The following is a 24,510-nucleotide window of genomic DNA, read 5'->3' as shown; positions in this document are numbered from 1 at the left end:
TATAAGACAAAAATTGTAATAGCTGGGTAGGATTTTACAAACGAACTGGCTATGACGGAGTGAGAAGAGCTGTGACCACTGATTATAAAATAGAGTAAATAATACAAAAGGAGAACCTATGAAAGCTAAAATAGATTTATTCTACGAAAAACATCCTTATCTTTCCCTTTTGATCAATTTGTTGTTAGGTAGTATTATCGGAATTTCTGTTGAATATTTACTAAATAAAGACTTTATAGGTTCTGGTTTCTATACGGTATTGTTTTTAAGTGTTCTTGAAGCTTTTTCAATTTACAGGAAATCCAAAAAAAATAAATAACTTCAAAGTCTCTTTTATTAGAAGGGACTTTTTTGTTGCTTATAGCAGGTACTAAAGTATACTCTGTTGATCTCCATATAACATTTTAAATATGGATAATCATTAATAGCTATATAGTTATTGATAAACAGCAGTGTATTTCTTCATCCGCTTTGTTTTATATGCATAGAGTAACAAACCAACAATCAAGACTAACAAGAATAATGTAGTCGATATAGATGCTTCAGCCCCAAAGTTTCCCCCAGTAATTATTGTATTTTGCGATTGGATCAGAGTGGAGAAAAAACCTTGTTCTTGCGTTCCGCTGACTGGTATACCCAAAATAGCTCCTTGTGTCCAATTCCAAGTAATATGAGCACCAATAGCCGTAAATAAACTTCCTGTACTGTAGATAAGTGCGCTGAAAAAGCAACCTGCTAAAAAGATATTGAAAACTGCCAGAAATGTCATGTTAGGATTCAATCCGTGCAAAAGAGCAAATAATGCAGCAGATCCAATCATTGCTATTAACGGACCAAATCTAAGCATCTGATGCTGAAAAAAGCCACGGAATAAAAGCTCTTCTGATGCCCCCACTGCAATAAATAAAATAAAACTCGTTATCAGCGGCACAATGTTTGCGTTTCCTGAATCTAACCGATACGCCCCCGTCAAATATAATGGACTAGTAATAAGCAGAAACACTCCAATTCCAACAACGAGACCTCCCGCTAAATACCCCCAGTCTTTTCCTCGAACAGAAACACCATAATCTTCTATTCTTTTTCCTTCGACCTTACTAGCAAGAAATAAAGCTAGTAAAAAAACAGCTAAATGTCCGACTGTACCGGCAATTGCTCCAATCCATTCACTATTTCCAATAAACATATCCGCAAGTGCATTATTGACAAGAATTCCTAAAACAAAACCAACTAAGACTATTAAAACAGATCCAATCAACCGAATAATCCTGATCATCTTTCATCCCTCCTTTATATTAAGTTTAACAACCCTTTTCTTTCTTGTCTCGTGAAAACTATGTAAATGTTCTCCATCATAGAGAGAATAGATTTTTACGAACTAAGAATATCTACAGCAACCTTACGAAAATGAAAGACTGTCTCCCTAATTCTTCTGTTAGACTGTTTTTAATAAGGAAAGGATGGGAAATTTTTTGAAAAAACAACTACTAATTATGTGCCTTTCAGCATGTGCAATTTTACTATTCTCAGGTTGTAGCAAGTCCAATGAAACGATTGCAACGTTTAAAGGTGGAACACTTACAGTTCAGGATTTTTATGATAACCCAAAAGTTAAATCAAATAATCAAACACTATTAAAAAAAATGATTGTCTTCAAAGCATTTGATGATGTATACGGAAAAGAGATTTCTTCAAAGGAAGTAACAAAAGAATATAATGAACAAATCAAAAAACTCGGTCCAAACTACAAGGAACAATTAAAAGCAGTTGGCCAAACAGAAGAGACATATAAGAAACTCTTTAAACAGATGCTGGCTTTCCAATACGGTTTGAAAGCCAATGTAAAATTAACAGATAAAGATCTAGACACTGCTTGGAAAGAATTCTATCCAGAAGTTAGTACACAGATCATTCTATTTTCGACTAAAGAAGAAGCAGATAAAGCAAAAAAAGCAGCAAATGAAGGGGAAAATTTCTCCAAGCTTGTTCAAGCTTATGGAAAAAATAAAACCGCCGTTTGTATAATTAAGCGAGACAAATAAAAAAGCCATTTATGTTACACTCAAATTGTAATACCCGCTAAAGCATACAAGGAGAGTGAACATAAATGACTTATACCCATCTTACACCAAACGAGCTTGTAATGATAGAAGCATATTTTCATCAAGAAACTCCGGTTGCTATCGTTGCGAAGCAGCTTAAACGTGGACGCCAAACAATTTACAATGTCTATAACTTTCTCAAATGTGGTGGAACAGCACTTGAATACTTTGAACAATACAAAGAAAATAAGCGACGTTGTGGGAGAACCGAAATCATTTTTCCTGCTGAGGAAAAAGAATACATTGCAAAAAGATCAACTGAAGGTTGGACCCCAGACGTCATTATTGGCCGTGCAGAGCGAACCTTCTCTTGTTCAGTAAGTACCCTCTATCGCCGGTTTAAGACGGGAGAATTCAATGTTTTACATTTACCGATGCAAGGAAAACGAAAACCAAATGGTTATAAGGAAAAACGTGGAAAACAGGCATTCAAAAGAAATATTTCTGAACGTAAAAAAGATTATGTCGTTTTCGAAGAAGAATTTGGACATTTAGAGGGTGATACGATTGTCGGCATCCACCATAAAAGTGCCGTCATCACACTCGTTGAGCGACTTTCAAAAGCCATTATCGCCTTGAAACCAGAAGGCCGTTGATATTGAAAATTCGATTAATCAATGGCTTCAATCCGTACCCAAAAATCTTTTCAAATCAATTACCTTTGATTGTGGAAAAGAATTCTCTAATTGGAAAAGTATTAGTAATACGAATGATATTGATATTTATTTCGCAGACCCAGGAACGCCTTCCCAACGGGGATTAAATGAACATTCAAACGGACTCCTCCGAAAAGATGGACTACCAAAAGAAATGGACTTCAACCAAGTCAATCAAGGATTCATCTCATCCGTTGCGTCCAAAAGAAACCATATCCCTAGAAAATCACTAAATTACCAAACACCATTAGAAGTTTTTTTGAGTTACGTAAATGGAAAGTTTTGTCTCGCTTAATTTGACAAATAATAAACATTAAAGGAAACTGATGGAAAAATGAATTTTGATTCAACCAATCCAGAGATTCCTACTGAAGTAAAAAAAGCAGCATTTAAACTAAAAAACGGGGAAGTTTCTGATATCATTCCTGTAACAGATCCAACGACTTATCAGCAAAGCTATTATCTAGTAAAAATGGTAAAAAAACAGGATAAAGGTTCTAATAAAGGCAAATACAAATCTGAGCTAGAAAAAATTGCTACCGAAGCAAAAACTCTTGATACGGAATTCATGGATAAAACAATCCGTAAAGTGATGAAAAAAGACAATGTAACTATTAAAGATCCTTATGTAAAAAATATATTCAAATAAACAAATTTGACCCAATTGGGGATGAAATTTGAGAAGTGATTTTTGGAAATTCCTTCTTATTTTTGAGGCAAACCACTTTTGCCACAACTTCATTGGGGTCTTTTTTTATTTGTTACAATCATGAGGATATAAATTTAAAAAAGTTTTTTATTTCTATTACATGAATCAATGCGCCATTAAGTAGATTCTTTCATGCTCCCCTATTTTTTCACTTGCCGTATCGCTTCAAAAACAACTATCATAAACTCAAACTCGACTGAAAAGTTATTTAAAAAAAGACTGAAAATATCCCTTCTGGACTTGTTCTTCTTATTCTGTTATACTAGAGAAACACGAAAGATATTTTTATGCGACACTTTTCATTTGTTTTTATGAAATTTATTCAAAACTGGCGTAACTTCAGAGTTACAAGGATGTATTAGAGGTTAGGGAATACATCGTTTAAATGAGAAATAAGTAATAGTTAGTAATAGTCACCCAAACTTTAAATTAATGAATATTGAATCGTCAGATAGCCTTCTCGAGTTTTCGAGAAGGCTATCGTTTATTTTATGGAGAAATTGATTCAGAAGTAATCAGCGACCTTTTTTAGTTCACCAATCGTTTCTGCTTGGAAAGTTTGCACCCAATCTTCTTGGAAGCCCCTCACTGCTTTATCAATCGAGGGCATCTCTAATACTTGATCTAGTAGCTCTTTACTTAACGTTATCGCATGAGCTCCAGATCGAATGGCTGTAGTGACTTGTTCACAATTTTTGAAACTAGCTGCTAATATTTTTGTTGGACTTTGCGTACGTTCGATCTCAGTCCGCAACGAATCAATCACTTTCATAGCATCAATGCCTTGATTTTGCATCCTGTTATAATAAGGTGCAATATAATCTGCTCCATTATTAATAGCTAAATACCCTTGTAATTCTGTGTAAATAGCTGTACCAGTAATCAAATAACCTTCTTTTTTCAACTTTTTGCTCGCTTGAAGGCCTGCTTGATTCACCGGCACCTTGATAAACGTATCTTTTCCCAGTTCTTCTATGATAACTCGAGCATCCTCTATCATTTCTTCTTCCGTTCTTCCTATTGTCTGAATATGGATAGGAATCTGTCCGATTATTTTTTTGATTTCTTTCATATGCGAGAAGAAGTTTGACGCTCCTTCTTTTTTCAGAATAGTAGGATTTGTTGTTACGCCTGTTAAATTCAAAAACTGTTGACAAGAATAAATACTTTTTGTATTTGCTGTATCAAGCATGATTTCCATATAGCTTTCCCCCATTCTGATCCTCTTGATCGATTTTAATGATTGTCCCCTTTCTTAAATACGGCATTTCCTTATCTTCTACATACATTGTTCCTGGAAGTTCCGGCTCATGAGATCCATCAAATTTTATCGTGATATGTCCTAATTCATTCAAATTAGTTTGGACAACATCTCCTACTGCTGTGATTACATACATTTGTTTATCAAAGCAGAGCTTCATATCACAAGTTATTTCTTTTCTTACCTGATTCAATTCAATCTTATAACAATAATCTGTTAATGTTTCCGGTGCTTCATCTCCAAATAAAATCATTATTTTTTCTTTCCTGAATACTTCTGCTTCTATACCAACATCTGTTACAACCGTTTCAAAGATCGTCATCTCTGTTCCTCCTAAACTCAGCTATATAATCCAAAACTTGCTACCCAAGCAATGATAACTCGTGGGATGCCGTTAAGAAATCTTGAATAAAGAACTGATGGTACACCTACTTCTACTGTCTCAGCTTTTGCTTCTTCCAAACCTAGACCGACTGGAATAAAATCACATGCATTTTGAGTATTGATAGCAAATAGTGCCGGTAATGCTAATTGGGGAGGAATATTTCCTTTTCCAATCTCTACACCGATCAATGTTCCAATCACTTGGCTAATAACTGCCCCTGGACCAAGCAAAGGAGATAAAAATGGCAGTGAACAAATAAAGCCAATGATTGTTAATCCAACTGCATTTCCTGCTAAAGGTGCCATAATGTTAGCAAATACATTACCGATCCCAGAACCTTGTATCACACCAATCAAAAGGGAAACGAAAGCCATAAAAGGGATCACTGTCCGGATCATCGTATCTACTGCTTCTCTTGCTGATTGATTGAATGTAGCAACTACTTTTCCCGCGCCCATTCCAATTTTTGCTATCCAGTTTTGCTGCTCTGCTTTTTGCTCGGTTATCTTTTTAGAAGTATCATATTTGTACTTTTTATCTGGAGATGTAGTATTTACTGTTTCTTTGTTATCACTAGTTTCCATTAGTGGCTGTATTTGTTCTAATCCTACTGCTGAAACATAAATATCTTCAGTGATATATTGTGCTAATGGGCCACTTTTTCCTGTGGGAACGATATTGATGGTTGGTATCCCTTTTTTAGGATAAATTCCACATCTAAGAGTCCCTCCACAGTCAACGATTGCAAGCGCGATTTCACTATCAGGTATTGATGTTTTGAATCCATTGATAGACTCCATACCTGTCAGTTCTTCTATTTTATCTACGATCATTGGCCTCTCACCTCCACCTGTGACATAGATGAACTTGTGTTTAACTTTTGTCGGCCTAATAATCAAAGGACCTCCATACCCGCCGTTTCCTTTTACGATCTTGATATCACTATACATTTAAAACACTCCTTTCTCTAATCAACTGAAAGCTCTACTTTTTTGCTAAGAACGATTCCTTGCTGTCTGCATACAAATCCAGTAGTAAAATCAGTTATCCAACCACCAATAAAGTTCATCAGCAGTCCCACAAGCAAGTATCGGATAGCCAGCTCCATCGAATTTAGCCCTAAGGTTTCGATCCCTTGAGCAATCCCAATCCATACAAACAATTCTCCAGGATTAATATGGGGGAATACACCATTGCTCGTATGACAAAATTGAGCTTGAGCAGCATAATAGCTTGGTTTGTAGTATTCTGGAAGGAAACGAGCCATTGTAAATGACATAGGATTTCCCAACATAAAAGCAGATAAGAACGGTAACACAAGGTAACGAGTAAGCGGATTTTTCGCTGATAATTTGGCTACTTTCGTTACTCGGTCTTCACCTAAAAAAGCAATCAGCGTATTCATTGCAACCATCAGCATCAAGACAACTGGTACGATTCCTGTCATCCAGCTTATGAATGTTTCTGCACCTGTTTGGAACAGCCTCATAAATCTCTCAGCAAATTTTGTTATGATATCCATCGTTTGTCACTCCTTTTTTCTTTGATCGTACTTTTCCATATCCGAAAATTATTGAGCATAGCAATAAAAGGCAATGTAGGTTGTTCACTTTTTTCATTTCCTGCCTCTATTCGTAAGTATACTTCTCTGGCATTTTCTAAAGCTGCTTGTGTCAAACGATCTTCCGCTCGAACTGAGGGATGGTAACGATCGATGTAATGGATATCTTCACCCGCATAGACAGGTAATGAATGAAATTTTGCCAAAGATGTAACCCCTTGCATTTTTCTGACTTCTAAAACTTGATCATGATCGTCTATAGCTAGCATAACAATCGTGCCTGAACGGATTTTCCCAGGTCGTTTACCAATCGCTACTTTTCCTTTTCTTCGCAGTTCGCTATATGTTTGATTGAAATGCTTTAGTTGCTTCCAACTGATAACTGCTTGCAGCACATAAGCTGAAGCTGCGAAAACTATGAATAGATACATATCATTCATGAAGTCTCTCTCCTTTACTTTTGATTAGTTTTAAAAATGATTCCTGTGTCGGTGCTAATTCAATAAACTCATCTATTCCCATTTTTATGAGTTCAAATAGGATATCGTATAGCTCAAATAATTCATTTTCAACTTCAGCCGTCATTTCTTCAGGTATGGCAAATAAAAAAATAACTCCATTTCCTCCTGTTTCTGCTAAACCTTGATCAGTTATTAGCCCTACTGATAAAACAATGTGTTGAGATAGCTGGTTGGTTGTGTGAGGAAAAGCAAATTCTTTGTTAACAAATGTGTTTTGCTGAGATTCTCTTTTCAAGATCCTTTTTTCAAATTCTTCATCCACATAATAGCCTCTGATCAAAGGAGCGACTAATTTGTTTAAATATTCTTGATACGTCTTTTTTTCTTTCCATATTTGATAGAAAAAAACAGTAGAATGAAACCCGACTAATCGCTTTTTTTTGCTTTTTGCCATTGTGCCCTTAACCAAGAGTCATCGAAAAGATTAGTCAAATGGATCACCGGTGTCTCTTCATTTACATTTTTTAACGGAATCGTTGTAAAAACAGCGAAATATTTGTTTAGATCTACTTTTTCATATTGTTCTTCTGAAACATGTGTTATTTGTATATCCGTCCCCAATATCCTTTTGATTTGTCTTTGGATCATTAATGCTGTTCCTTTTCCTGTCGTATGAACAATGGCTACTTTTTTAGAGGAAAAATGCTCTTTTGATATCGAAATGCTAACTCCAAATACAACGTTAGGTAGCTGATCTCTACTTTAGAGATCTTATGTTGCAAGATAGCTTCTAATGCTTGTATGCATTCGCTAGCGATTTGGTAAGAAAAAGGATACTTTTTTTCTATCTCACCATAAAATAAATCAGTCAATCGATAACGAAAAATTACCCGATTTATCAATAAAGAGAGGTGCTGTTTCATCTCTTGATATAAGAAGGACTCATCCAGATCAATGAGATCTAATCGTCGAATACGCATCATCATGGGGTCGAAATATAAGCGCAAATCAGAGTTAGCTTTTCTTATCATCGTTATACTTGTAGGGTGATTTCTTGTTTACTAGCATTCGTCTTCTTCTGAAAATGTTTGATTGCTTGTTTTTCTTCTAGAACCTGTTCTGTTTTCGTCTCTGAAAAGTAGGGAGAAACAAAATAAAACAAAAGTAGTCGTAATTCTAGCTCATCTCCTATTATTCTTAGTCCTTTATTTGGTGTGCCTGTAATCTTTACATCAAAATCATTGATCATCTCTTTTAATGTCTTTAGATCCTTGACCACTGTTCCTCTGCTGACACCGACTTCTTCAGACAAATCATCCATACGTAAGAAATCCTCTGTTTCGATCAGCCTATTTAGTAAATAAGCGATTCTTTTGGATGCCGAATTGAAATCCCTGGCTGTTTTCAATTTTCCTTGCATGATCTCATCAAAAAAATCAAAATCATAAATTTCAAGTTCAAAATGTTTGTTTTTTTGGATGATTTTTGCAATACCGGCAATTTCTTCATTCAACTCCCCAATATCTTTTTTTATGGTTTGATTACTGGTTCTGATTTCTTTTTGCACTTCCTGGATTGAAACTTTCTTGTGAGTGACTAGTAATTTCAATAATTGGTACCATCTGTTTACTAGCGTCACGTGCGTCCCCCCTATCCTTTATCCTCTTGTTTTACCTCCTGAAATATTAGTCGTGACTCCAGTGATATAACTTGATCTTTCTGAAAGATAATAGCAGACTAGATCCGCCACTTCTTGCAGCTTACCACTCCTTCCCAGAGGGATCGTACTTGTTCGACTGTAACCGTTTCTCAGCTGTTCGACGCTTATACCTCTCGTATAAGAAAGAGCTTCTTCATATTCTTGTGTTCTCAAACCGGTTTCTTCCAGTATCCCTGGTGCAACACCTACCACACGAACATTCCTCTTTCCTAACTCTTTTGCCCAAGAACGAGTAAAATTGTTCATCGCTGCTTTTGTAGCAGCATAACAGCTCTGTCCTTCTGATCCTTCCAATCCTGATTCAGAAGAAAGATTCACGATCACTCCTGATCCCTTTTGCACCAAGATTCTTCCAACTGCTTGGCTCATCAAATATACACTTTTTTGATTGACAGCGATCATCTTATCAAAAACCTGTTCTGATAATTCATACTTGCTTTTTGGATGATTTCTATCTATTAGAAGAGAAGGAATATTTATTCCTGCATTATTGACTAGACCATCGATCGTCTTGAAATGTTTCATTACTTTATATATCCCTTCTTCTATGTCCGTTTTAGAAGACACATCGACTTTTAAAGATAGTAGGTTTTCATGCTGTATACGGCATTCAGTTACATCAAAATTCGCTACTTGTGCATTCTGCTTCAACAAATTTTCGACGATACTTCTTCCAATTCCTGAGGAACCTCCAGTTACAATTACTACTTTTCCTGCAATATCCAACCAATCCGGCATATGTGATCCTCTCCTTCTTTTTTCTTACAAATCCAGTATAAAAGCTCACTAAAAAAAATTAAGACATGAAATTTACAGCTTCAGCTAAAAATGTGTACTAATGGAAGAGCAAAAAAAATTTTCATCTTTTTGCATAGATTGCTAAAATTCCTGAGCGTTATATAAGCAATGTTTCTCTTTTTGATATATAATTGTTTTATCATTTAAGGAAGGAGAATTCTAATGAAAACTTTAGATGCTATTGCATTAACTTTATTGATTGTGGGAGGGTTGAACTGGCTGTTGGTAGGCTTGTTCGAACTTGATTTAGTAGCTATGATTGCTGGTGGTTCAACAACTATTTTTGCGAAGATCATTTATATCGTCGTAGGTATTTGTGCGATCTACTGCTTGAAATTTTTCCCAATGATTACTAGAAAAGTTGATGAAAGATATTAGAAAGCTATAATTATTAAAAAAGTTATTATCTTCATGAACCTTCTCTTTATTGGGAAGGTTTTTTCATTTTAAACCATCTGCTTTTCTTTGTTTAAGTGATATACTGAATAAAGATAATCTATTTTAGGAGGAGCTATCATGCATAAAGGGATTTACGCAGGCTTGTTGGGAACTGTAATACTTTTTTCTGCCTGTGGATATAAAAAAAGAATTCTGTTAAAGAATATTCAGCAGCCATTTCAACAACTGAGGTTGGTTCAACTAAAAGTACTTCTACTACTTCCATTACTAATACTTCTACTGGTAATGTAGATTCGCAACATAGCCAATCAAGTATTCAGTCGTCTAGCATTTCTTCAACATCTGAAATGCAAGAAAGCACTGTACCTTCTCTTCCATTAGAAAACTCTGACAAAGCACTTCTATTTCTTATTGCCCACCGTTCCGAATTACAAAGTGACGATATTGTTATTAGCTTTTATCAAAAAATTGATCGAGATTATTTGTTCACAGCTTCCAGCAAACAAATCCGTTCCCAAGGGGGATCTGGAAGCGTTGGTTTTTATCGAGTGTCACCCGAAGGATCGATTACGATGACAGATGCAAATGGAACACCATTTTGATTAGATGATATTATACGGATTTACAGTACTAGCAAGTCTTTATCGGTATCATTTTTTCTGAGAAAGTTATACGGAGTATAAATAAGCATTTGCATTAACCTAATAATTCGTTACAGCTATTTCTCTTATGAATATACTCACTTCTCTACTTGCTCTCTTGATAAATTTTTGGTATGTACTTCATTTTCGGTCAACTGAGTTAATGAAATTTATTGTCGGGCGGTTTTCTATATAAATTGAGTTAAATTGTATTCGTTTTTCCTCCTATAGGCGGATACTAAAGAAAACACTTGAGGAGTGGGGAACATGGAAACAGAACGCCAAATCCGTGAATTGGAAAAAGCGATGAATACGACAGACAACCGCCGGTTGTACGAGCGTTTCCTGGCAGTCAAGTTGGTTCTTGAAGGCCACACCCGGAAAGAAGCCGGGCACACCATCGGCCGCGACGAGCATACTGTCAGCCACTATGTGAAAAACTACTGCCATAATGGAATCCAAGGTTTAGTCTCCAAAAAACAAAGCGGACGACCTTCACGGCTGACAGATGAACAGGAAGCGGAACTGGTCCAAATCGTCGCCTACCACACTCCGGAGGAAGTAGGTTTCAAATCCCGTGCCAATTGGACATTGGCGATTGTGTGTGACCTGATTCTCCGGGAATGGAGTTATGGATATACGCAAAAAGGCGTGGCGGACCTCCTTCACCGGCTAGGACTAAGCTGGACCCGTCCGACGTATACCCTCAAAAAAGCGGATTCCAAGAAACAACAGGTATTTTTGGAAAAAACCTTCCCGAGCCTAAAAAAAAATTGCTGAATAGCGATATTGACCACCTCCTATTCGAGGACGAAACCATGATCCGGGATTACCAAGCCATTGGCTGCACCTGGTTTCTCCGCGGCCACCAGCGAAAAATCCCCACTTATGGACAACACAAAGGGGTAAAATTGATAGGCACCTTGGATTATGAAACCGGTCGGATCATTTGTACAGAAGAAGGGGCATACGACGCAGCGGCCTTCCTCCGTTTTCTGGAGCGGACATTGCGGGAATACCCCACCGGAAAAATCGTGATGGTATTGGATAATGCCCTTATCCACCACGCCAAGCTGATCCAGTCTTTTCTTGAAGAAAACGCTAGGCGCCTGGCACTCATCTTCCTCCCTACAGCCCTCAGTTGAACCTAATGGAAGGCGTTTGGAAGTGGCTCAAGGAATCGGTCATCAACAATGTTTTTTTTTGACCACGTCCAGAAAATCAAACAGTCGGTCCGCGGTTTCTTAGCCGATGTAAACGAGCGTCCCCTTGAGGTGATTGACCGACTGTGCGTGCGGATGTAAAGTATTTAATTCAACCTATATAGATTCAATTTTTCTATATTTGGATAGAAGAATTTACTTTTTTTACCTTTTGACATATTTTCTTCTTATTATTTTAATGATCCCTTTTTCAAATTAGAAAGATAGCCTTTGTATCGTATTAGATGAAATATTCACAAAGCTAACCATTATACTTGCATTTTTTTCAAAATAGAGTTATTACGTAAATAGGGATAAATAAAAAATACTTATTGAAAGGATGATCAAAAATGGCAAATGTACCTAGCATTCGCGACATGTTCCCTGATTTCAATGACGTGTTTAGTCCAGCATTCAATGATTTTTTAGGTGTTTCAAGTTATCCAAAAGTGGATTTAGTCGAAAATGAAAAAGAATACAAACTAACTGCTGATATGCCTGGCTGTGACAAAGAAGACACGACAGTTGAATATTCAGATAATACTTTGACGATCTCCGCCAATCATGAGTCCCATACAGAAGATAAAGAAGATGGCAACTATGTACGGAAAGAAAGACATTCGGTCTCTTACAAACGTTCATTCTATCTTCCTAATGTTGATGAAGAAAAAATCACTGGAACCTTTAAAAACGGTGTGCTGAAATTAGTATTACCTAAAACAGCTCATCAGCCAAAAGAAACAAAAAAAATTGAGTTAAATTAGAACTTATCGCCTCTCGATGGATGAGGGGCGATTTTTATATATTTGGATAAGAACGAGTATGTTTAAATTTTCAAAATGAGCAAAAAAATATTTTGTTTTTACGATAAAGATGTTATGATCTCTCTTGGTAAAAAATATGGGAGTTGATCATTTGATTGTCTTAAGTAAACTTTTGTTTTGGATACCATTTATCATAATGACCAGTGCTTTCTTTTACTTATTCAAAAGGCCTAATAAATACTTACTCTTATCTGCTTGTCCGATGATCTATTTTATCCATAAGATTAGAGGATTTTATTATTACGACTCTGGTATCTCATTGTTTTGCTACGAAATCGGCTTATTAGCTTCGGCCATCTTTTTCATATTTGTGTTAGAATATTTCAGAAAAAAATAAACTTCCAGTCAGTTTTGGCTGGAAGTTTTTTATTTGGTGCAGATCTTTTCAGCTGATATTCATACAAGTTGATCCATTTTTCTATTATTAAGTACATACCATTGTTACTCTTTGAATGTGGGGGAGAAAAAAATAAAAGGAGCTGGTATTTTGTTAGTTATGAGTAAAGCTTTGTTTTTACTTCCCTGCACGTTCATGTTTATTGTTTTATGTTATTTCAAAAGAAGAAAAAAATGGTGCTGGATCGATGTTCTACTATTCCTTCCCTTTTTCCCGCTTATTTATTTAGGTATTCTGACTTACTCCTCCGCCAATCAATATTACCTCAGGATCAATGACGTATTGCAAGGTTATAAGTGATGAAGCTAGATACTTTAATTCATCAATTATCAGCTTTTCTAATTTTCTATCAGTTTGAGATTTTAAAAATAAGTCTTTTCCATTTTCAAATTTATATCCTTGTTGATTGATTTTTTTCAATAATGCATTAAATCCAATCTTTCCTCCCAACGAACTATACTTATCTGTTGTAGGCAGATTATCTACCAAACTATAACCTAGTTCGCCAGCATTATTATTCGCACCACGAAGAATCTCACCACTAATTTGAATACTCCCTCCAACTGTAGAACCAATCACATAGATTGCAGATGAACGTGAATATTGACAATTCCCTTGCCAATACTCCCCTAGCAGAGCGCAGTTTCCATCATTTTCGATAGCAACTGTAGTATTTAATGCCCAAGATATGTCCGCTTTTAGTGGTCTCCCGATTAAATATTTCAAAGCTGAAGATCCAGTAATTCTATTGCTTTTCATATCATATATACCAGGTGAACTTATCCCTACCCCAAGGATATTCTCAGAGGAAAGATATATTGCTGTTATCTTCTGAAGCAAATCATTATAATTCGTTGGTACAGGGATAGTCCAATGTTGTAACAGATGGCCATCTTGAGATACGTACCCGTACTTCAAATTGGTACCACCTATATCAATTGCTAAGTATTTCATTGTGTTGTCTCCTTAAAATCAAAATAACCATAGGGAAGCTAGCAATGCAGACAAATAAAAATACCCAAATTATCCCTTGAGTACCAATATATGGCAACATAATTGAATATAGCTGTGCTAAAATGATTCCCATGATATTTGCAAAAAAAGAAAATCTCATTGATAACTCCCCCATTTCAATAGTATCTGATACACTAGCAATAAAATGTATGCTACCTATAAAAATGAAAGCAAAACTGATTCCATGGAGGAGATATGTCGAAATAAACATTTCTTCAGAAGTACTTACAAGCGCAAAGAACCACCTAAGACCCGAAAAAATAAAGCCTATAAAAACCACCTTTAACGGTGAAAATCTTCGAATCACAGAATCGACAGCAAAAAATCCAAACATTTCTGATATACAGGAACCGATGAATACTGCAATACTTGCGTAAAAAGTAGCTTTATTCAGATCAAGATCATATTCATTTCTCAAGTGACTATTTAGTATATAGCCAAATGAATTTGGTAGTGTAATTATTAAGGTACAAAATGCAAAAAATAAATAATAGATTCTCGGTACCTTTTTGCCTTGGATTTTTTCAATTGTAATTTTCTCGATTGTATTTGGAATTGGTTTAGTTATATTCGAAAACAATAAGACGAGATTTATTGCACAAGCTAACAGGAGCATATAAGATACGTTTCGTAGTAACACTAAAAATAGGGAAATCCAAAATCCACTAGTTGCATACCCCAGTGAACCAAACATCCTGTATTTTCCGAAATCTTTTTTCTCAGCCGTTATCCAACTCATTATCGAACTCTCAAAATATATATCTAAACCTGTAGATACATTTTGTAGAAGAACGAACATTACTACAAACAAACCACTTGATTGGGGAGCGTCAATAATTTTGTGTAAATAAATTGTCCTCCTGCAAAATAATTAGTTACTCAGTAAACATTGAAACTAATGTATCGGTTACCTGTTGAAAACCTTTATGGCTTCTGTTTAGAAATTTTTGATTGTATGTATCAAAAATGCTGACTAGAAAGTGTTCTAGTGATTCTTCATTTTGAAACTGCTCTTTTCTACGGCTGTATCTTTTAATTTGCTTATTGAAAGACTCGATTAGATTGGTTGAGTAAATGGTTCTACGAATGCTAGGTGGAAAATCATAAAAAGTTAATAAGTCTTGGTTTTCTATGAGTGACTGCGTCACTTTAGGATAGTTTTTCTTCCATTTCTCAATCATGCCGGATAAGAAGGTATTCGCTTCTTCTTTTGAGTTAGCTTGATAAACAGCCTTAAAGTCATCACAGATTTCTTTTCGGTCTTTGACACGTACTTTATGAGCGATGTTACGAGATACATGGATACAACAATGCTGATATTTTGCTTTAGGATAAATTTGATGGATAGTATCTTTCATGCCTTTTAAGCCGTCCGTAATAAAAAGCAAGACTTCTTGAACTCCTCTGGAGTTAATATCCTGTAGCAGCTCATTCCAAACGTATGTTGATTCAGTTGGAGCAATCGCATAACTCAGTACTTCTTTAGTGCCGTCTTCTCGTATACCAATGGCAATATAAATCGCTTCTTTGGATACGGTTTGACGTTTTAGTGGAATGTAAGTAGCGTCCATAAAAATAGCGACATACTTATCATTTAAGGCTCTGGATTTAAAGGCATTTACTTCTTCAGTCAGAACTTTAGTCATGTTGGACATGGTTTGTGGAGTATAGTGATGACCGTACATTTTTTCGATCAAATCAGCAATTTCAGACATCGTAACACCTTTTTCGAATAAATGGATAATAGTGGTTTCCAATGTATCGTTTGTTCTTTTGTAGGCTGGTAAAGTTTGTTGTTTAAACTCACCATTACGATCTCTAGGTATTTCCAATGTTAATTCACCATATTCGGTTTTGATTGATCGAAAGTAAGAACCGTTTCTCGAATTACCTGAATTAAAACCAGTGCGATCATATTTTTCGTAATCTAAAAAAGCCGTTAATTCAGTCCGTAGGAGTGTGTTTATCGCTTTTTCTAAGTGCGAACGGAATAATTCATTTAAATCGCCTTTAGTGACTAGAGTTTGCACAATTTCTGTAGTAAAATCATTCATAGGGAAGTCCTCTTTTCTGTGAATTGGTTGTCGTTAACTTTATTCTACAGAAGCGACTTCCTTTTTTGTATGGATTTTTTCATTTACACAAAATATTTTACACTCTCGAAAAAATAAAGGGGATATAACTTTATTATTTATTAGTAAAATCTTATTCTGGGTTACTTGTGCATATAAAATTATTGTTCTAAGTTGTTTGAAAATATGGCGTAAAAAAGATTGTTTATTGGTCGTCTCATTCCTCCCATTTATCTATTTCATGATCAAGATTTGGGATGATTCAGATTCTGATCCCCTTTTTTTATCCAATTATTTAGTTGGGTTAGTGTTTTCGATAGTATTTTTTATTTGTATATTAATTTATCTGAATACAAAAAATTAACTTTTCCAGCTCTTGTAGCTGGCTTCTTTTGTTTCTAGCCTAATTATTTTTCTAAAAAGTTATTTGAATAAATACTCTTTTTGAGAGATCTTAGCCAAACCATTTTTTAAATAGCTAGGGATTCTGCGCTAACTTAAACGGCATAACTCAGTTTATACATGGATTCTTTTGATTAATCCAAAGTTGTTTCCAACTCATCCACTGATTCCAAGGTATCCAAAGCATTATTAGATGTACACCTATTCTCATGTGACAAATAAGATAAAAACTGAAACGATAGATATCATGGAGAATTTAAGAAAAAATTCTTGAATTTTACCAAAAAAAGCCACCGGTAACAATCCGGTGGCAAACCCAAAAGAAATCCAGGCTCGAGTTGGTAATTCTAGATTAGTTACTACTATGGATGCTTACGCACATGTAACCAAAAAAATGAAAAATGAAGCTGTTGATATTTTCGCCCAACGTCTGAAAAGATCTTTGATTTAAAATGCAAAAAATTCGCCCAAGTAAAAACTTGGGCGAACATAGGGCGAATATTTTTGAATTTCACAAATTTTGAAAGCTAAGAAACTCCTAAATTCCTTGCTACTTCTTACTTTCTTCCTCATCCATCTTCAGAACGGCCATGAAGGCTTCTTGCGGAACTTCGACTGAGCCGATTTGTTTCATCCGCTTCTTCCCTTCTTTTTGTTTCTCTAAGAGTTTACGTTTACGAGAAACATCTCCACCATAACATTTAGCCAAGACGTTTTTACGCAAGGCTTTGATGTCTGAACGGGCAACGATTTTTTGTCCAATAGCTGCTTGGATTGGCACCTCAAATTGTTGGCGTGGGATTAGTTTTTTCAGTTTTTCAACGATTGCTTTTCCACGTTCATAGGCAAAGTCTCGGTGAACGATAAAGCTTAATGCATCGACTTTTTCTCCATTCAGCAAGATATCCATCTTCACTAACTTGCTTTTTTGATAACCAGACATTTCATAATCCAATGAGGCATAGCCTTTCGTGCTTGATTTCAATTTGTCGAAAAAGTCAAAGACAATTTCAGAAAGCGGAATATTATAGACGACATTTACTCGGTAATCATCTAAATAATCCATCGTAATGAATTCTCCCCGTTTTCGTTGAGAAAGTTCCATTACTGCACCGACAAAATCATTTGGGACCATGATCTGTGCTTTGACGAATGGTTCTTCTACATCCTGGATCGTTACAGGTTCAGGAAAATCTGCCGGGTTATCTACTGTAGCAGTCGTACCATCCGTTTTATTAACATGGTAAATAACGGATGGTGCAGTCGTGATCAATTCTAGATCGAATTCCCGTTCCAAGCGTTCTTGGACGACATCCATATGAAGAAGTCCGAGGAATCCACAGCGGAACCCAAAACCTAATGCTTGAGAGGTTTCTGGTTCGAATTGTAAAGCAGCATCATTCAATTGCAGTTTTTCTAAAGCTTCCCGCAAATCGTTGTAACGAGAAGTATCAATTGGATAAAGACCACAATAAACCATCGGATTCATTTTTCGGTAACCTGGTAAAGCTTCAGCGGCAGGATTGTCTGCTAACGTTACTGTATCCCCTACTCGTGTATCTTGGACAGTTTTGATACTTGCTGTGATATAACCGACATCACCGACCATCAAAAAGTCTCTAGCAACTGCTTTTGGCGAGAAGACCCCGACCTCTGTAACATCAAATGTTTTTCCATTACTCATCAGTTTGATTTTGTCTCCGGGTTTGACCATACCGTCCGTGATTCGGACATTTAAAACAACACCGCGGTAACTATCATAAATAGAGTCAAAGATCAAAGCTTTTAGCGGTGCATCTAAGTCTCCACTTGGTGCAGGAACATATTCCACGATCTGCTCGAGAATATCTTCAATCCCAATCCCTGATTTGGCACTAGCTAATACAGCTTCACTAGCATCAATTCCGATTACGTCTTCGATTTCTTGACGGACACGTTCGGGATCTGCTGCGGGTAGGTCGATTTTATTGATGACTGGCAGGATCTCCAAATCATTGTCTAAGGCTAAATAAACATTGGCCAATGTTTGGGCTTCGATTCCTTGTGCTGCATCGACCACTAAAACGGCACCCTCACAGGCAGCAAGGCTTCGAGAGACTTCATAGGTGAAGTCGACGTGCCCTGGGGTGTCAATCAAGTGAAAGATATATGTTTCTCCATTTTTCGCTGTGTAATTGAGTTCTACAGCATTTAATTTAATCGTGATTCCACGTTCACGTTCCAAATCCATCGAGTCTAACAGCTGATCTTGCATTTCGCGAGACGTCACAGTGTGCGTCATTTCTAAAATACGATCGGCCAATGTAGATTTCCCATGGTCGATATGAGCGATGATCGAAAAATTACGAATCTGCTCTTGGCGTTCTTTCATTTTCTTTATATCCATAGCGTCTCCTCTTTTCATATAATCAGCACTTTCCATTATACCAACGAAAAGCAGTAATTTAAAGAGTTTTTAATTAGTCAGCTATAGAAGTTTTTTTTGTAGAATTTTGCTATACTGTTATCAAGCTAATAAATGGAGATGAAAAAATGGATCAAAAAGATTTTAGAGAAAATCTTGAATTAAAACCGGTCACTCAAGAACATATCGATCAATTCAATGAATTGCTTTCCTATGTGTTCCAAGTGACTGAAGCAGATATCGAGGAAAGCGGGTTTGAGAATAAACGAGCTTTTATCCGTTCCAAAAAACCGATTTTGGAAGTATCGAAAGTGTTCGGATGGTTCCACGAAAATAAACTGATCTCTCAAATCGCTATCTATCCTTGTGAAGTCAATATTCACGGTGCACGTTATAAAATGGGTGGTGTGACTGGAGTTGGAACTTATCCAGAATATGCTAACCATGGATTGATGCAAGATCTAATTATCGTTGCATTGGATAATATGCGCAAGAATAAGCAATGGATCTCTTATTTGTATCCTTACAGTATCCCCTACTATCGGCGTAAAGGATGGGAAATCATGTCTGATAAACTTTCCTTTAAAATCAGAGATACACAGCTACCTAAACAAATCCCAGTAAGTGGTATGGTTGAGCGATTACCAGTTGATAATCCAGACGTATTTTCCGTTTATGACAAATTTGCCCAACAAAACCATGGTGCTTTATTCCGCAGTGATTTTCATTGGGAAGAGTATTGGCGTTTCGAAAATGAAGATGAGCGCACAGCCGCTGTCTACTACGATAGCAACCATGAACCAAGAGGTGTTCTATTCTACTGGGTAGCTGAAGAAATATTTCACGTAAAAGAAATGTTCTATCTTGATCAAGAAGCTCGAAATGGCTTATGGAACTTTATTTCCGCACATTTTTCCATGATCTACTGGGTACATGGAGATATTTATAAAAATGAGCCTTTAGCATTTTTGATTGAAGATAGTCAGATCAAAGAGCAGATCGAACCATATTTTATGGCTCGGATCGTTGATGTAAAAGAATTCCTTCAACGGTTTCCGTTTGTTGGAACAACTGATGCTTTTCATTTCATCATTGAAGATCCTGTCGCTCCTTGGAATAATGGCGTCTTTGCTTTAACATGGGATGAACAGGGAAAAGTCCGTGTCTTGAATGAACCTATAGGAAACCCTGTTCGATTGAATATCCAAACATTGACTTGCTTGATGATGAATTATCGACGTGCTTCTTATTTGGCAAGAATCGAACGGTTAGAAACAGATGAAGAAACACTGAAGTCACTAGAGCGTATCATTCCAAACATGGAAGCTTACTTTAGCGATTATTTTTGATAAGAAGGATGATGTTTAGATGAAACTTTATTTTGCCGCACCAATGTTTGCTAAAAGTGATTTGTTATACAACCAACAGTTAGTTAAAGAAATCAGAGAGCTTTCTTCTGAGCTTTCGATCTATCTTCCTCAAGAAAATGAAGCAATCAATGACAAAACTGCTTATGCAGACAGTCGAATGATTGCTCTTGCTGACACAGAAAAAGTGTTGGCTAGTGATTTAATGATTGCTTTACTAGATGGGCTGACGATCGATGCCGGGGTAGCATCGGAAATCGGTGTGGCTTATGCGAAAGGCATCCCAGTGATCGGCTTATATACTGATACTCGACAGCAAGGCGGAACCCACCCGAAAAAAATCGCTGCACTACAAGAAACAGCTGAAAATCAATTTCACTACCTGAACTTATATACAATAGGTCTGATCAAATTGAACGGAAAAGTGGTTTCTTCAGAAACTGAGTTGCTTTCAGAAGTAAAAAGATTTTTAGATGGAGGGACTTTCAGTGATTAAAGAAATCAAAAAGGTGCAAATAGCTTTACTTGCTTTTGGCATATTCGTTGTCTGCTATAATTTTTATGAATTTATCACACAAAAATATTCGACTTCTCAAGGAATCACATTTATCGTGGAATCTTTATTAGGGATTGCATTGATTTTCATGCCACAAGTCATTTTGAAAGTTTTCAAACTTAAAATACCAGCAGCAATCGTTTTGTTTTACTGGTTTTTCTTGTTCATCTCTGTCTTTTTAGGCACAGGGATGCATTTGATCAGTATCATCTCTTTTTGGGACAAAATTTTACACGCTGTGAGTCCAATGGTCCTGACAGCTCTTGGCTATGGATTGATTGGTTACTTGATGAAAGATGCTGAGATATCAAAAACCAGTCCTTGGTTGTTCCTCTTATTCGGCTTTGCGTTTGCTGGACTTTGCGGCGTGTTTTGGGAGTTCTGGGAATTCTTATGTGACCAATTCTTAGGCATGAATCTTCAACGCTTTGCTGCTTCTGACGGCACACTGTTTGTCGGACGAGCAGCATTGATGGATACGATGGGCGACTTGCTGACAAATACGATAGGTGCTGCCTTGATGGGATTGTTTGCTTGGTCTCAAAGTAATAAAGATGAGCGTTATTTTGAAAGTTATAAATTAGAAAAAGTAAAAAATATTTAATAAAAGAGATTGTGGCAGAAGCGGGCAGCTTCAAGGAATTTCGACTTATTTTTCGAAGAAGCTACTTCTGGAATTTATTCGGAAAAAAGGGGTGTGACACTAGTTATGTCACACCCCCTTTTTCTTTCATAGTCTCAATTTGAAGATTAGACGATTTCTTCTAGTTCTTCTGTTTTGAAATGAAGTTGTCCATCAAGTAAAGTAATCGTTACTTTTGATTTAGGCATAACATGCCCTGCAACGATTTCTTTAGCTAGTGGTGTTTCTACTTCCTTAGTGATAAATCGTTTCAGTGGTCTTGCACCATATGCTGGTTCATAAGCATTTTCAGCGATCCACGTTTTGGCTTCATCACTGATCGTCAACAGGATTTCTTGATGTTCCAGACGTTGCGCCAATTGTGCCACCATTTTGTCAACGATACCTTTCACGTTGTCTAGGCTCAATGGTGTAAATAAAATCGTGTCGTCGATTCGGTTCAAGAATTCTGGTTTGAAGTTTCCACGTAATAGCGTGTTGACTTGTTCAGCCACTGCTTCTGGAATCGTTCCATCAGCAGTCACGCCTTCCAGCAGTAACTGTGAACCGATATTGCTGGTCATGATCAGAACCGTATTTTTGAAATCTACTACTCGCCCTTTTGAATCAGTCAAGCGTCCGTCATCTAGGACTTGTAACAAGATATTGAAGACATCGGGATGCGCTTTTTCGATTTCATCCAACAAGACGATTGTATAAGGATTTCGTCTGACAGCTTCCGTTAATTGACCACCTTCTTCGTAACCTACATAGCCTGGAGGAGCTCCGACTAGACGAGACACAGCATGTTTTTCCATATATTCACTCATATCGATCCGTACCATATGATCTTCTGAGTCAAACAAGTTCTCAGCTAACGCTTTCGCTAATTCGGTTTTTCCGACACCAGTTGGTCCTAGGAAAAGGAAAGAACCTAGAGGACGATTTGGGTCTTGCAATCCAGCACGTGAACGAATCACCGCGTCACTGACCGCATCAACTGCTTCATCTTGACCAATCACTCGTTTATGAAGTGTTTCATTCAATTTAATCAGTTTTTCTCGTTCACCTTCTACAAGTTTCGTTACGGGGATACCCGTTAATCTGCCAACGACTTGAGCAATCTCATTTTCGGTAACGGACTCTTGAACCATCTTAATCTCGCTGTCTTTTGCTTTAGCTTCTAATTCCTTCAATTCTTTTTCTAATTGAGGTATCGTACCATGACGCAATACAGCAGCGCGTTCTAAATCATAGTTATTTTCTGCATCTTCTAATTCGTGTTTTGCTTTATCGATTTCAGCACGTTTTGCTGAAACAGAATTGACTTCTTCTTTTTCTGTTTCCCACTGCATCTTCATCGCATTTGCTTCTTCACGAAGTTCAGCTAATTCTTCTTGCAAATTTTTCAAGCGTTTTTTACTTGCATCATCTGATTCTTTTTTCAGTGCAGCTTCTTCGATTTCCAACTGCATCAAACGTCTAGTAACTTGATCTAATTCCGTTGGCATAGAGTTCATTTCTACCCGAATCGTTGCACTGGCTTCATCGATCAAATCGATTGCTTTGTCCGGTAAGAACCGATCAGTAATATAACGGTCAGATAAAGTAGCTGCTGCTACTAATGCGTTGTCATGGATGTTAACACCATGGTGGATCTCAAAACGTTCTTTTAATCCACGCAGAATACTGATCGTATCTTCCACTGTTGGTTCTTTGACTAATACCTTTTGAAAGCGACGTTCCAACGCTTTGTCTTTTTCCATATATTGACGGTACTCATCTAAAGTTGTGGCACCGATCAAATGTAATTCACCGCGAGCAAGCATTGGTTTCAACAGATTTCCGGCATCCATACTTCCTTCTGTTTTTCCTGCCCCTACGATATTGTGGATTTCATCGATGAACAAGAGGATACGTCCATCACTTTTTTTGACTTCTTTCAAGACTGCTTTTAGTCTTTCTTCAAATTCACCACGGAATTTTGCTCCAGCGATCAATGCACCCATATCTAATGAAAAAATCGTTTTATCTTTTAAATTTTCAGGCACATCTTTGCGTACGATACGTTGAGCAAGCCCTTCAACGATTGCCGTTTTCCCTACACCGGGTTCTCCTATCAGAACAGGATTATTTTTTGTTTTTCGTGAAAGAATACGGATGACATCACGGATTTCTTCATCACGACCGATGATTGGATCCATTTTTCCGCTTTTGACTTGCTTTACTAAATCGACGCCGTATTTTTCTAATGCTTTGTATTGTTCTTCTTGGTTTGGTGAGGTCACTCTTTCTCCTCCTCTCATCTCTTCGATGTTTTTACGTAATTCTTTTTCAGATAATCCGTTTTTATTCAAATAAACAGTTAACGGATAATTTTTTAATTTCATCAACGCTAAAATAACGACTTCCGTTGAAAGAAACTCGTCACCGAAGCTTTCACGTATTTGGTCTGCTTCATTCAATAATCGAAAGAAATTCTGGCTGAGGTTTTGTCCATATTGGACGTTTCCACCAGAAACAACTGGATACTCATCCAGTAGACGATCAATTTCATGTTCAAAAGATTCGACATCCAGTCCGGCATCCGTATAGAAATTTCGACCAAAATGATTAGGTTGTAAAAAGATTTTCCATACATGGGCAATGTCGATATCTTGGTGTTTTCGAGTGACCGCAATCTGTTGAGCTTCAGCAATCGCTTCTTGAAGCGTCGTAGTCATTTTCTCAATATTCATACAGGTATACCCTCCTAATTAAAGGTAAGATCACTTATTTCTTTGATCTTTACAAAAACTATTATATCGCTTTAGTCAATTTTGGTCAAAATATACACATATTTTTTTGACTTTTTTTCTCGTCTTATATAAATCTTAAAAAAACAAAATTGATTGTATGTATATAAAAAAAGGGCCAAACAAACGTAAAATTATCTTATCCATTATATCTATTTGGCA

23 protein-coding genes and 5 pseudogenes are annotated in these 24,510 nt (G+C 36.6%); 12 read left to right on the top strand and 16 right to left on the bottom strand.

The genetic code is table 11. The features are described 5' to 3' along the window. Nucleotides 1-118 precede the first annotated feature (118 nt). Nucleotides 119-319 carry a hypothetical protein gene (locus tag IGJ87_RS05615; protein ID WP_002299261.1) on the top strand — a complete coding sequence of 67 codons (201 nt, stop codon included), beginning with the start codon at nt 119-121 and terminating at the stop codon, nt 317-319. 117 nt (nt 320-436) lie between these two features. Here the strand turns inward: IGJ87_RS05615 and IGJ87_RS05610 are convergent, their stop codons facing one another. After that, nucleotides 437-1,276, bottom strand: a complete 840-nt coding sequence (locus IGJ87_RS05610; protein ID WP_002296628.1) for a CPBP family intramembrane glutamic endopeptidase — start codon at nt 1,274-1,276, stop codon at nt 437-439. A gap of 184 nt (nt 1,277-1,460) precedes the next feature. Between IGJ87_RS05610 and IGJ87_RS05605 the strand changes: the two are divergent. The 3 pseudogenes from IGJ87_RS05605 to IGJ87_RS05595 all read left to right on the top strand — a co-directional run. Continuing rightward, nucleotides 1,461-2,012 (top strand): annotated as a pseudogene (locus tag IGJ87_RS05605) (rotamase); the annotation flags it as partial. Nucleotides 2,013-2,107: 95 nt separating this feature from the next. Next, a pseudogene (locus IGJ87_RS05600) lies at nt 2,108-3,053 on the top strand (IS30 family transposase). Nucleotides 3,054-3,068: 15 nt separating this feature from the next. Continuing rightward, nucleotides 3,069-3,407 (top strand): annotated as a pseudogene (locus IGJ87_RS05595) (rotamase); the annotation flags it as partial. Between the two features lie 565 nt (nt 3,408-3,972). Here the strand turns inward: IGJ87_RS05595 and IGJ87_RS05590 are convergent. The 10 genes from IGJ87_RS05590 to IGJ87_RS05545 form a co-directional block, all read right to left on the bottom strand. After that, nucleotides 3,973-4,668: a fructose-6-phosphate aldolase gene (locus IGJ87_RS05590; RefSeq protein ID WP_002299263.1), complete on the bottom strand. Its 696-nt coding sequence runs from the start codon at nt 4,666-4,668 to the stop codon at nt 3,973-3,975. Then, nucleotides 4,652-5,050 carry a PTS glucitol/sorbitol transporter subunit IIA gene (locus IGJ87_RS05585; RefSeq protein WP_002319298.1) on the bottom strand — a complete coding sequence of 133 codons (399 nt, stop codon included), beginning with the start codon at nt 5,048-5,050 and terminating at the stop codon, nt 4,652-4,654. The genes IGJ87_RS05590 and IGJ87_RS05585 overlap by 17 nt, the downstream gene beginning before the upstream one ends. A 17-nt stretch (nt 5,051-5,067) precedes the next feature. After that, on the bottom strand, nt 5,068-6,063 hold the full coding sequence (gene srlE / locus IGJ87_RS05580) for a PTS glucitol/sorbitol transporter subunit IIB (protein WP_002326991.1): 996 nt from the start codon (nt 6,061-6,063) through the stop codon (nt 5,068-5,070). Nucleotides 6,064-6,080: 17 nt separating this feature from the next. Further along, nucleotides 6,081-6,635 carry a PTS glucitol/sorbitol transporter subunit IIC gene (srlA, locus tag IGJ87_RS05575; RefSeq protein ID WP_002319296.1) on the bottom strand — a complete coding sequence of 185 codons (555 nt, stop codon included), beginning with the start codon at nt 6,633-6,635 and terminating at the stop codon, nt 6,081-6,083. Next, complete coding sequence (locus tag IGJ87_RS05570) at nt 6,623-7,114, bottom strand: transcriptional regulator GutM (protein WP_002299268.1); 492 nt, start codon at nt 7,112-7,114, stop codon at nt 6,623-6,625. Before IGJ87_RS05570 ends, srlA begins: the two co-directional genes overlap by 13 nt. Next, nucleotides 7,107-7,457, bottom strand: coding sequence for a regulator (locus IGJ87_RS05565; protein WP_317726878.1), 351 nt, complete (start codon nt 7,455-7,457; stop codon nt 7,107-7,109). Before IGJ87_RS05565 ends, IGJ87_RS05570 begins: the two co-directional genes overlap by 8 nt. Before the next feature lie 104 nt (nt 7,458-7,561). After that, nucleotides 7,562-7,783: a hypothetical protein gene (locus tag IGJ87_RS05560; RefSeq protein WP_002319294.1), complete on the bottom strand. Its 222-nt coding sequence runs from the start codon at nt 7,781-7,783 to the stop codon at nt 7,562-7,564. A 35-nt stretch (nt 7,784-7,818) separates the two neighbouring features. Beyond that, nucleotides 7,819-8,166: a PRD domain-containing protein gene (locus IGJ87_RS05555; RefSeq protein ID WP_002333576.1), complete on the bottom strand. Its 348-nt coding sequence runs from the start codon at nt 8,164-8,166 to the stop codon at nt 7,819-7,821. 2 nt (nt 8,167-8,168) lie between these two features. Continuing rightward, the gene (locus IGJ87_RS05550) at nt 8,169-8,774 is read right to left on the bottom strand and encodes an HTH domain-containing protein (protein WP_002333577.1); all 606 of its coding nucleotides are present in this window, start codon (nt 8,772-8,774) and stop codon (nt 8,169-8,171) included. An 18-nt stretch (nt 8,775-8,792) separates the two neighbouring features. Further along, on the bottom strand, nt 8,793-9,593 hold the full coding sequence (locus IGJ87_RS05545; RefSeq protein WP_430610031.1) for an SDR family oxidoreductase: 801 nt from the start codon (nt 9,591-9,593) through the stop codon (nt 8,793-8,795). A 222-nt stretch (nt 9,594-9,815) separates the two neighbouring features. Here IGJ87_RS05545 and IGJ87_RS05540 point away from each other — a divergent pair, with 222 nt between their 5' ends. The 5 genes and pseudogenes from IGJ87_RS05540 to IGJ87_RS05520 all read left to right on the top strand — a co-directional run bounded on the left by IGJ87_RS05540 (nt 9,816) and on the right by IGJ87_RS05520 (nt 13,056). After that, complete coding sequence (locus IGJ87_RS05540; protein ID WP_002289418.1) at nt 9,816-10,031, top strand: DUF378 domain-containing protein; 216 nt, start codon at nt 9,816-9,818, stop codon at nt 10,029-10,031. 138 nt (nt 10,032-10,169) lie between these two features. Further along, nucleotides 10,170-10,654, top strand: a pseudogene (locus IGJ87_RS05535) (hypothetical protein). A gap of 306 nt (nt 10,655-10,960) precedes the next feature. Beyond that, nucleotides 10,961-11,997 (top strand): annotated as a pseudogene (locus IGJ87_RS05530) (IS630 family transposase). Nucleotides 11,998-12,245: 248 nt separating this feature from the next. Then, nucleotides 12,246-12,659, top strand: coding sequence for an Hsp20/alpha crystallin family protein (locus tag IGJ87_RS05525; RefSeq protein WP_002299276.1), 414 nt, complete (start codon nt 12,246-12,248; stop codon nt 12,657-12,659). A 136-nt stretch (nt 12,660-12,795) separates the two neighbouring features. Next, nucleotides 12,796-13,056 carry a hypothetical protein gene (locus IGJ87_RS05520; protein WP_002322258.1) on the top strand — a complete coding sequence of 87 codons (261 nt, stop codon included), beginning with the start codon at nt 12,796-12,798 and terminating at the stop codon, nt 13,054-13,056. A 285-nt stretch (nt 13,057-13,341) separates the two neighbouring features. Here the strand turns inward: IGJ87_RS05520 and IGJ87_RS05515 are convergent, their stop codons facing one another. The 4 genes from IGJ87_RS05515 to lepA all read right to left on the bottom strand — a co-directional run bounded on the left by IGJ87_RS05515 (nt 13,342) and on the right by lepA (nt 18,990). After that, the gene (locus IGJ87_RS05515) at nt 13,342-14,070 is read right to left on the bottom strand and encodes an ROK family protein (RefSeq protein WP_104832566.1); all 729 of its coding nucleotides are present in this window, start codon (nt 14,068-14,070) and stop codon (nt 13,342-13,344) included. After that, nucleotides 14,051-14,929 (bottom strand): MFS transporter, encoded by an 879-nt coding sequence (locus IGJ87_RS05510; protein ID WP_229059958.1) that lies wholly within the window; start codon nt 14,927-14,929, stop codon nt 14,051-14,053. Before IGJ87_RS05510 ends, IGJ87_RS05515 begins: the two co-directional genes overlap by 20 nt. 76 nt (nt 14,930-15,005) lie before the next feature. Next, on the bottom strand, nt 15,006-16,184 hold the full coding sequence (locus IGJ87_RS05505) for an IS256-like element ISEf1 family transposase (protein WP_139896849.1): 1,179 nt from the start codon (nt 16,182-16,184) through the stop codon (nt 15,006-15,008). 970 nt (nt 16,185-17,154) lie between these two features. Then, nucleotides 17,155-18,990 carry a translation elongation factor 4 gene (gene lepA, locus IGJ87_RS05500; protein ID WP_002319153.1) on the bottom strand — a complete coding sequence of 612 codons (1,836 nt, stop codon included), beginning with the start codon at nt 18,988-18,990 and terminating at the stop codon, nt 17,155-17,157. A 146-nt stretch (nt 18,991-19,136) separates the two neighbouring features. Here lepA and IGJ87_RS05495 point away from each other — a divergent pair, with 146 nt between their 5' ends. The 3 genes from IGJ87_RS05495 to IGJ87_RS05485 are packed head-to-tail and all read left to right on the top strand — an operon-like array spanning nt 19,137 to nt 21,535. Next, nucleotides 19,137-20,357, top strand: coding sequence for a GNAT family N-acetyltransferase (locus IGJ87_RS05495; RefSeq protein ID WP_002319152.1), 1,221 nt, complete (start codon nt 19,137-19,139; stop codon nt 20,355-20,357). Between the two features lie 19 nt (nt 20,358-20,376). Next, nucleotides 20,377-20,871, top strand: coding sequence for a nucleoside 2-deoxyribosyltransferase (locus tag IGJ87_RS05490; RefSeq protein WP_002319151.1), 495 nt, complete (start codon nt 20,377-20,379; stop codon nt 20,869-20,871). After that, on the top strand, nt 20,849-21,535 hold the full coding sequence (locus IGJ87_RS05485; protein WP_002376436.1) for a hypothetical protein: 687 nt from the start codon (nt 20,849-20,851) through the stop codon (nt 21,533-21,535). Before IGJ87_RS05490 ends, IGJ87_RS05485 begins: the two co-directional genes overlap by 23 nt. Nucleotides 21,536-21,681: 146 nt before the next feature. On the opposite strand, the gene clpB is transcribed toward IGJ87_RS05485, so the two are convergent. Then, a complete protein-coding gene (gene clpB / locus IGJ87_RS05480; protein ID WP_002319149.1) occupies nt 21,682-24,291 on the bottom strand; it encodes an ATP-dependent chaperone ClpB in 2,610 nt (869 codons plus the stop codon). Between the last annotated feature and the right edge of the window lie 219 nt (nt 24,292-24,510).

This window comes from Enterococcus sp. DIV1411a, assembly GCF_050531945.1.
GTDB classification, from domain to species: domain Bacteria; phylum Bacillota; class Bacilli; order Lactobacillales; family Enterococcaceae; genus Enterococcus_B; species Enterococcus_B faecium.
The sequence above is the reverse complement of the archived record's forward strand: the minus strand, read 5'-3'. Positions and strand labels throughout refer to the sequence as shown.

Excerpts from the sequence above, each read along its gene's own strand:
- IGJ87_RS05520 (WP_002322258.1), top strand. The coding sequence starts at position 12,796 with ATGGGAGTTGATCATTTGATTGTCTTAAGTAAACTTTTGTTTTGGATA.
- IGJ87_RS05555 (WP_002333576.1), bottom strand. The coding sequence starts at position 8,166 with ATGATAAGAAAAGCTAACTCTGATTTGCGCTTATATTTCGACCCCATG.
- IGJ87_RS05485 (WP_002376436.1), top strand. The coding sequence starts at position 20,849 with ATGGAGGGACTTTCAGTGATTAAAGAAATCAAAAAGGTGCAAATAGCT.
- IGJ87_RS05490 (WP_002319151.1), top strand. The coding sequence starts at position 20,377 with ATGAAACTTTATTTTGCCGCACCAATGTTTGCTAAAAGTGATTTGTTA.
- IGJ87_RS05505 (WP_139896849.1), bottom strand. The coding sequence starts at position 16,184 with ATGAATGATTTTACTACAGAAATTGTGCAAACTCTAGTCACTAAAGGC.
- IGJ87_RS05525 (WP_002299276.1), top strand. The coding sequence starts at position 12,246 with ATGGCAAATGTACCTAGCATTCGCGACATGTTCCCTGATTTCAATGAC.
- lepA (WP_002319153.1), bottom strand. The coding sequence starts at position 18,990 with ATGGATATAAAGAAAATGAAAGAACGCCAAGAGCAGATTCGTAATTTT.
- srlE (WP_002326991.1), bottom strand. The coding sequence starts at position 6,063 with ATGTATAGTGATATCAAGATCGTAAAAGGAAACGGCGGGTATGGAGGT.
- IGJ87_RS05610 (WP_002296628.1), bottom strand. The coding sequence starts at position 1,276 with ATGATCAGGATTATTCGGTTGATTGGATCTGTTTTAATAGTCTTAGTT.
- IGJ87_RS05515 (WP_104832566.1), bottom strand. The coding sequence starts at position 14,070 with ATGAAATACTTAGCAATTGATATAGGTGGTACCAATTTGAAGTACGGG.
- srlA (WP_002319296.1), bottom strand. The coding sequence starts at position 6,635 with ATGGATATCATAACAAAATTTGCTGAGAGATTTATGAGGCTGTTCCAA.
- IGJ87_RS05495 (WP_002319152.1), top strand. The coding sequence starts at position 19,137 with ATGGATCAAAAAGATTTTAGAGAAAATCTTGAATTAAAACCGGTCACT.
- IGJ87_RS05510 (WP_229059958.1), bottom strand. The coding sequence starts at position 14,929 with ATGTTCGTTCTTCTACAAAATGTATCTACAGGTTTAGATATATATTTT.
- IGJ87_RS05615 (WP_002299261.1), top strand. The coding sequence starts at position 119 with ATGAAAGCTAAAATAGATTTATTCTACGAAAAACATCCTTATCTTTCC.
- IGJ87_RS05545 (WP_430610031.1), bottom strand. The coding sequence starts at position 9,593 with ATGCCGGATTGGTTGGATATTGCAGGAAAAGTAGTAATTGTAACTGGA.
- IGJ87_RS05570 (WP_002299268.1), bottom strand. The coding sequence starts at position 7,114 with ATGAATGATATGTATCTATTCATAGTTTTCGCAGCTTCAGCTTATGTG.
- clpB (WP_002319149.1), bottom strand. The coding sequence starts at position 24,291 with ATGAATATTGAGAAAATGACTACGACGCTTCAAGAAGCGATTGCTGAA.
- IGJ87_RS05560 (WP_002319294.1), bottom strand. The coding sequence starts at position 7,783 with ATGATCCAAAGACAAATCAAAAGGATATTGGGGACGGATATACAAATA.
- IGJ87_RS05540 (WP_002289418.1), top strand. The coding sequence starts at position 9,816 with ATGAAAACTTTAGATGCTATTGCATTAACTTTATTGATTGTGGGAGGG.
- IGJ87_RS05590 (WP_002299263.1), bottom strand. The coding sequence starts at position 4,668 with ATGGAAATCATGCTTGATACAGCAAATACAAAAAGTATTTATTCTTGT.
- IGJ87_RS05585 (WP_002319298.1), bottom strand. The coding sequence starts at position 5,050 with ATGACGATCTTTGAAACGGTTGTAACAGATGTTGGTATAGAAGCAGAA.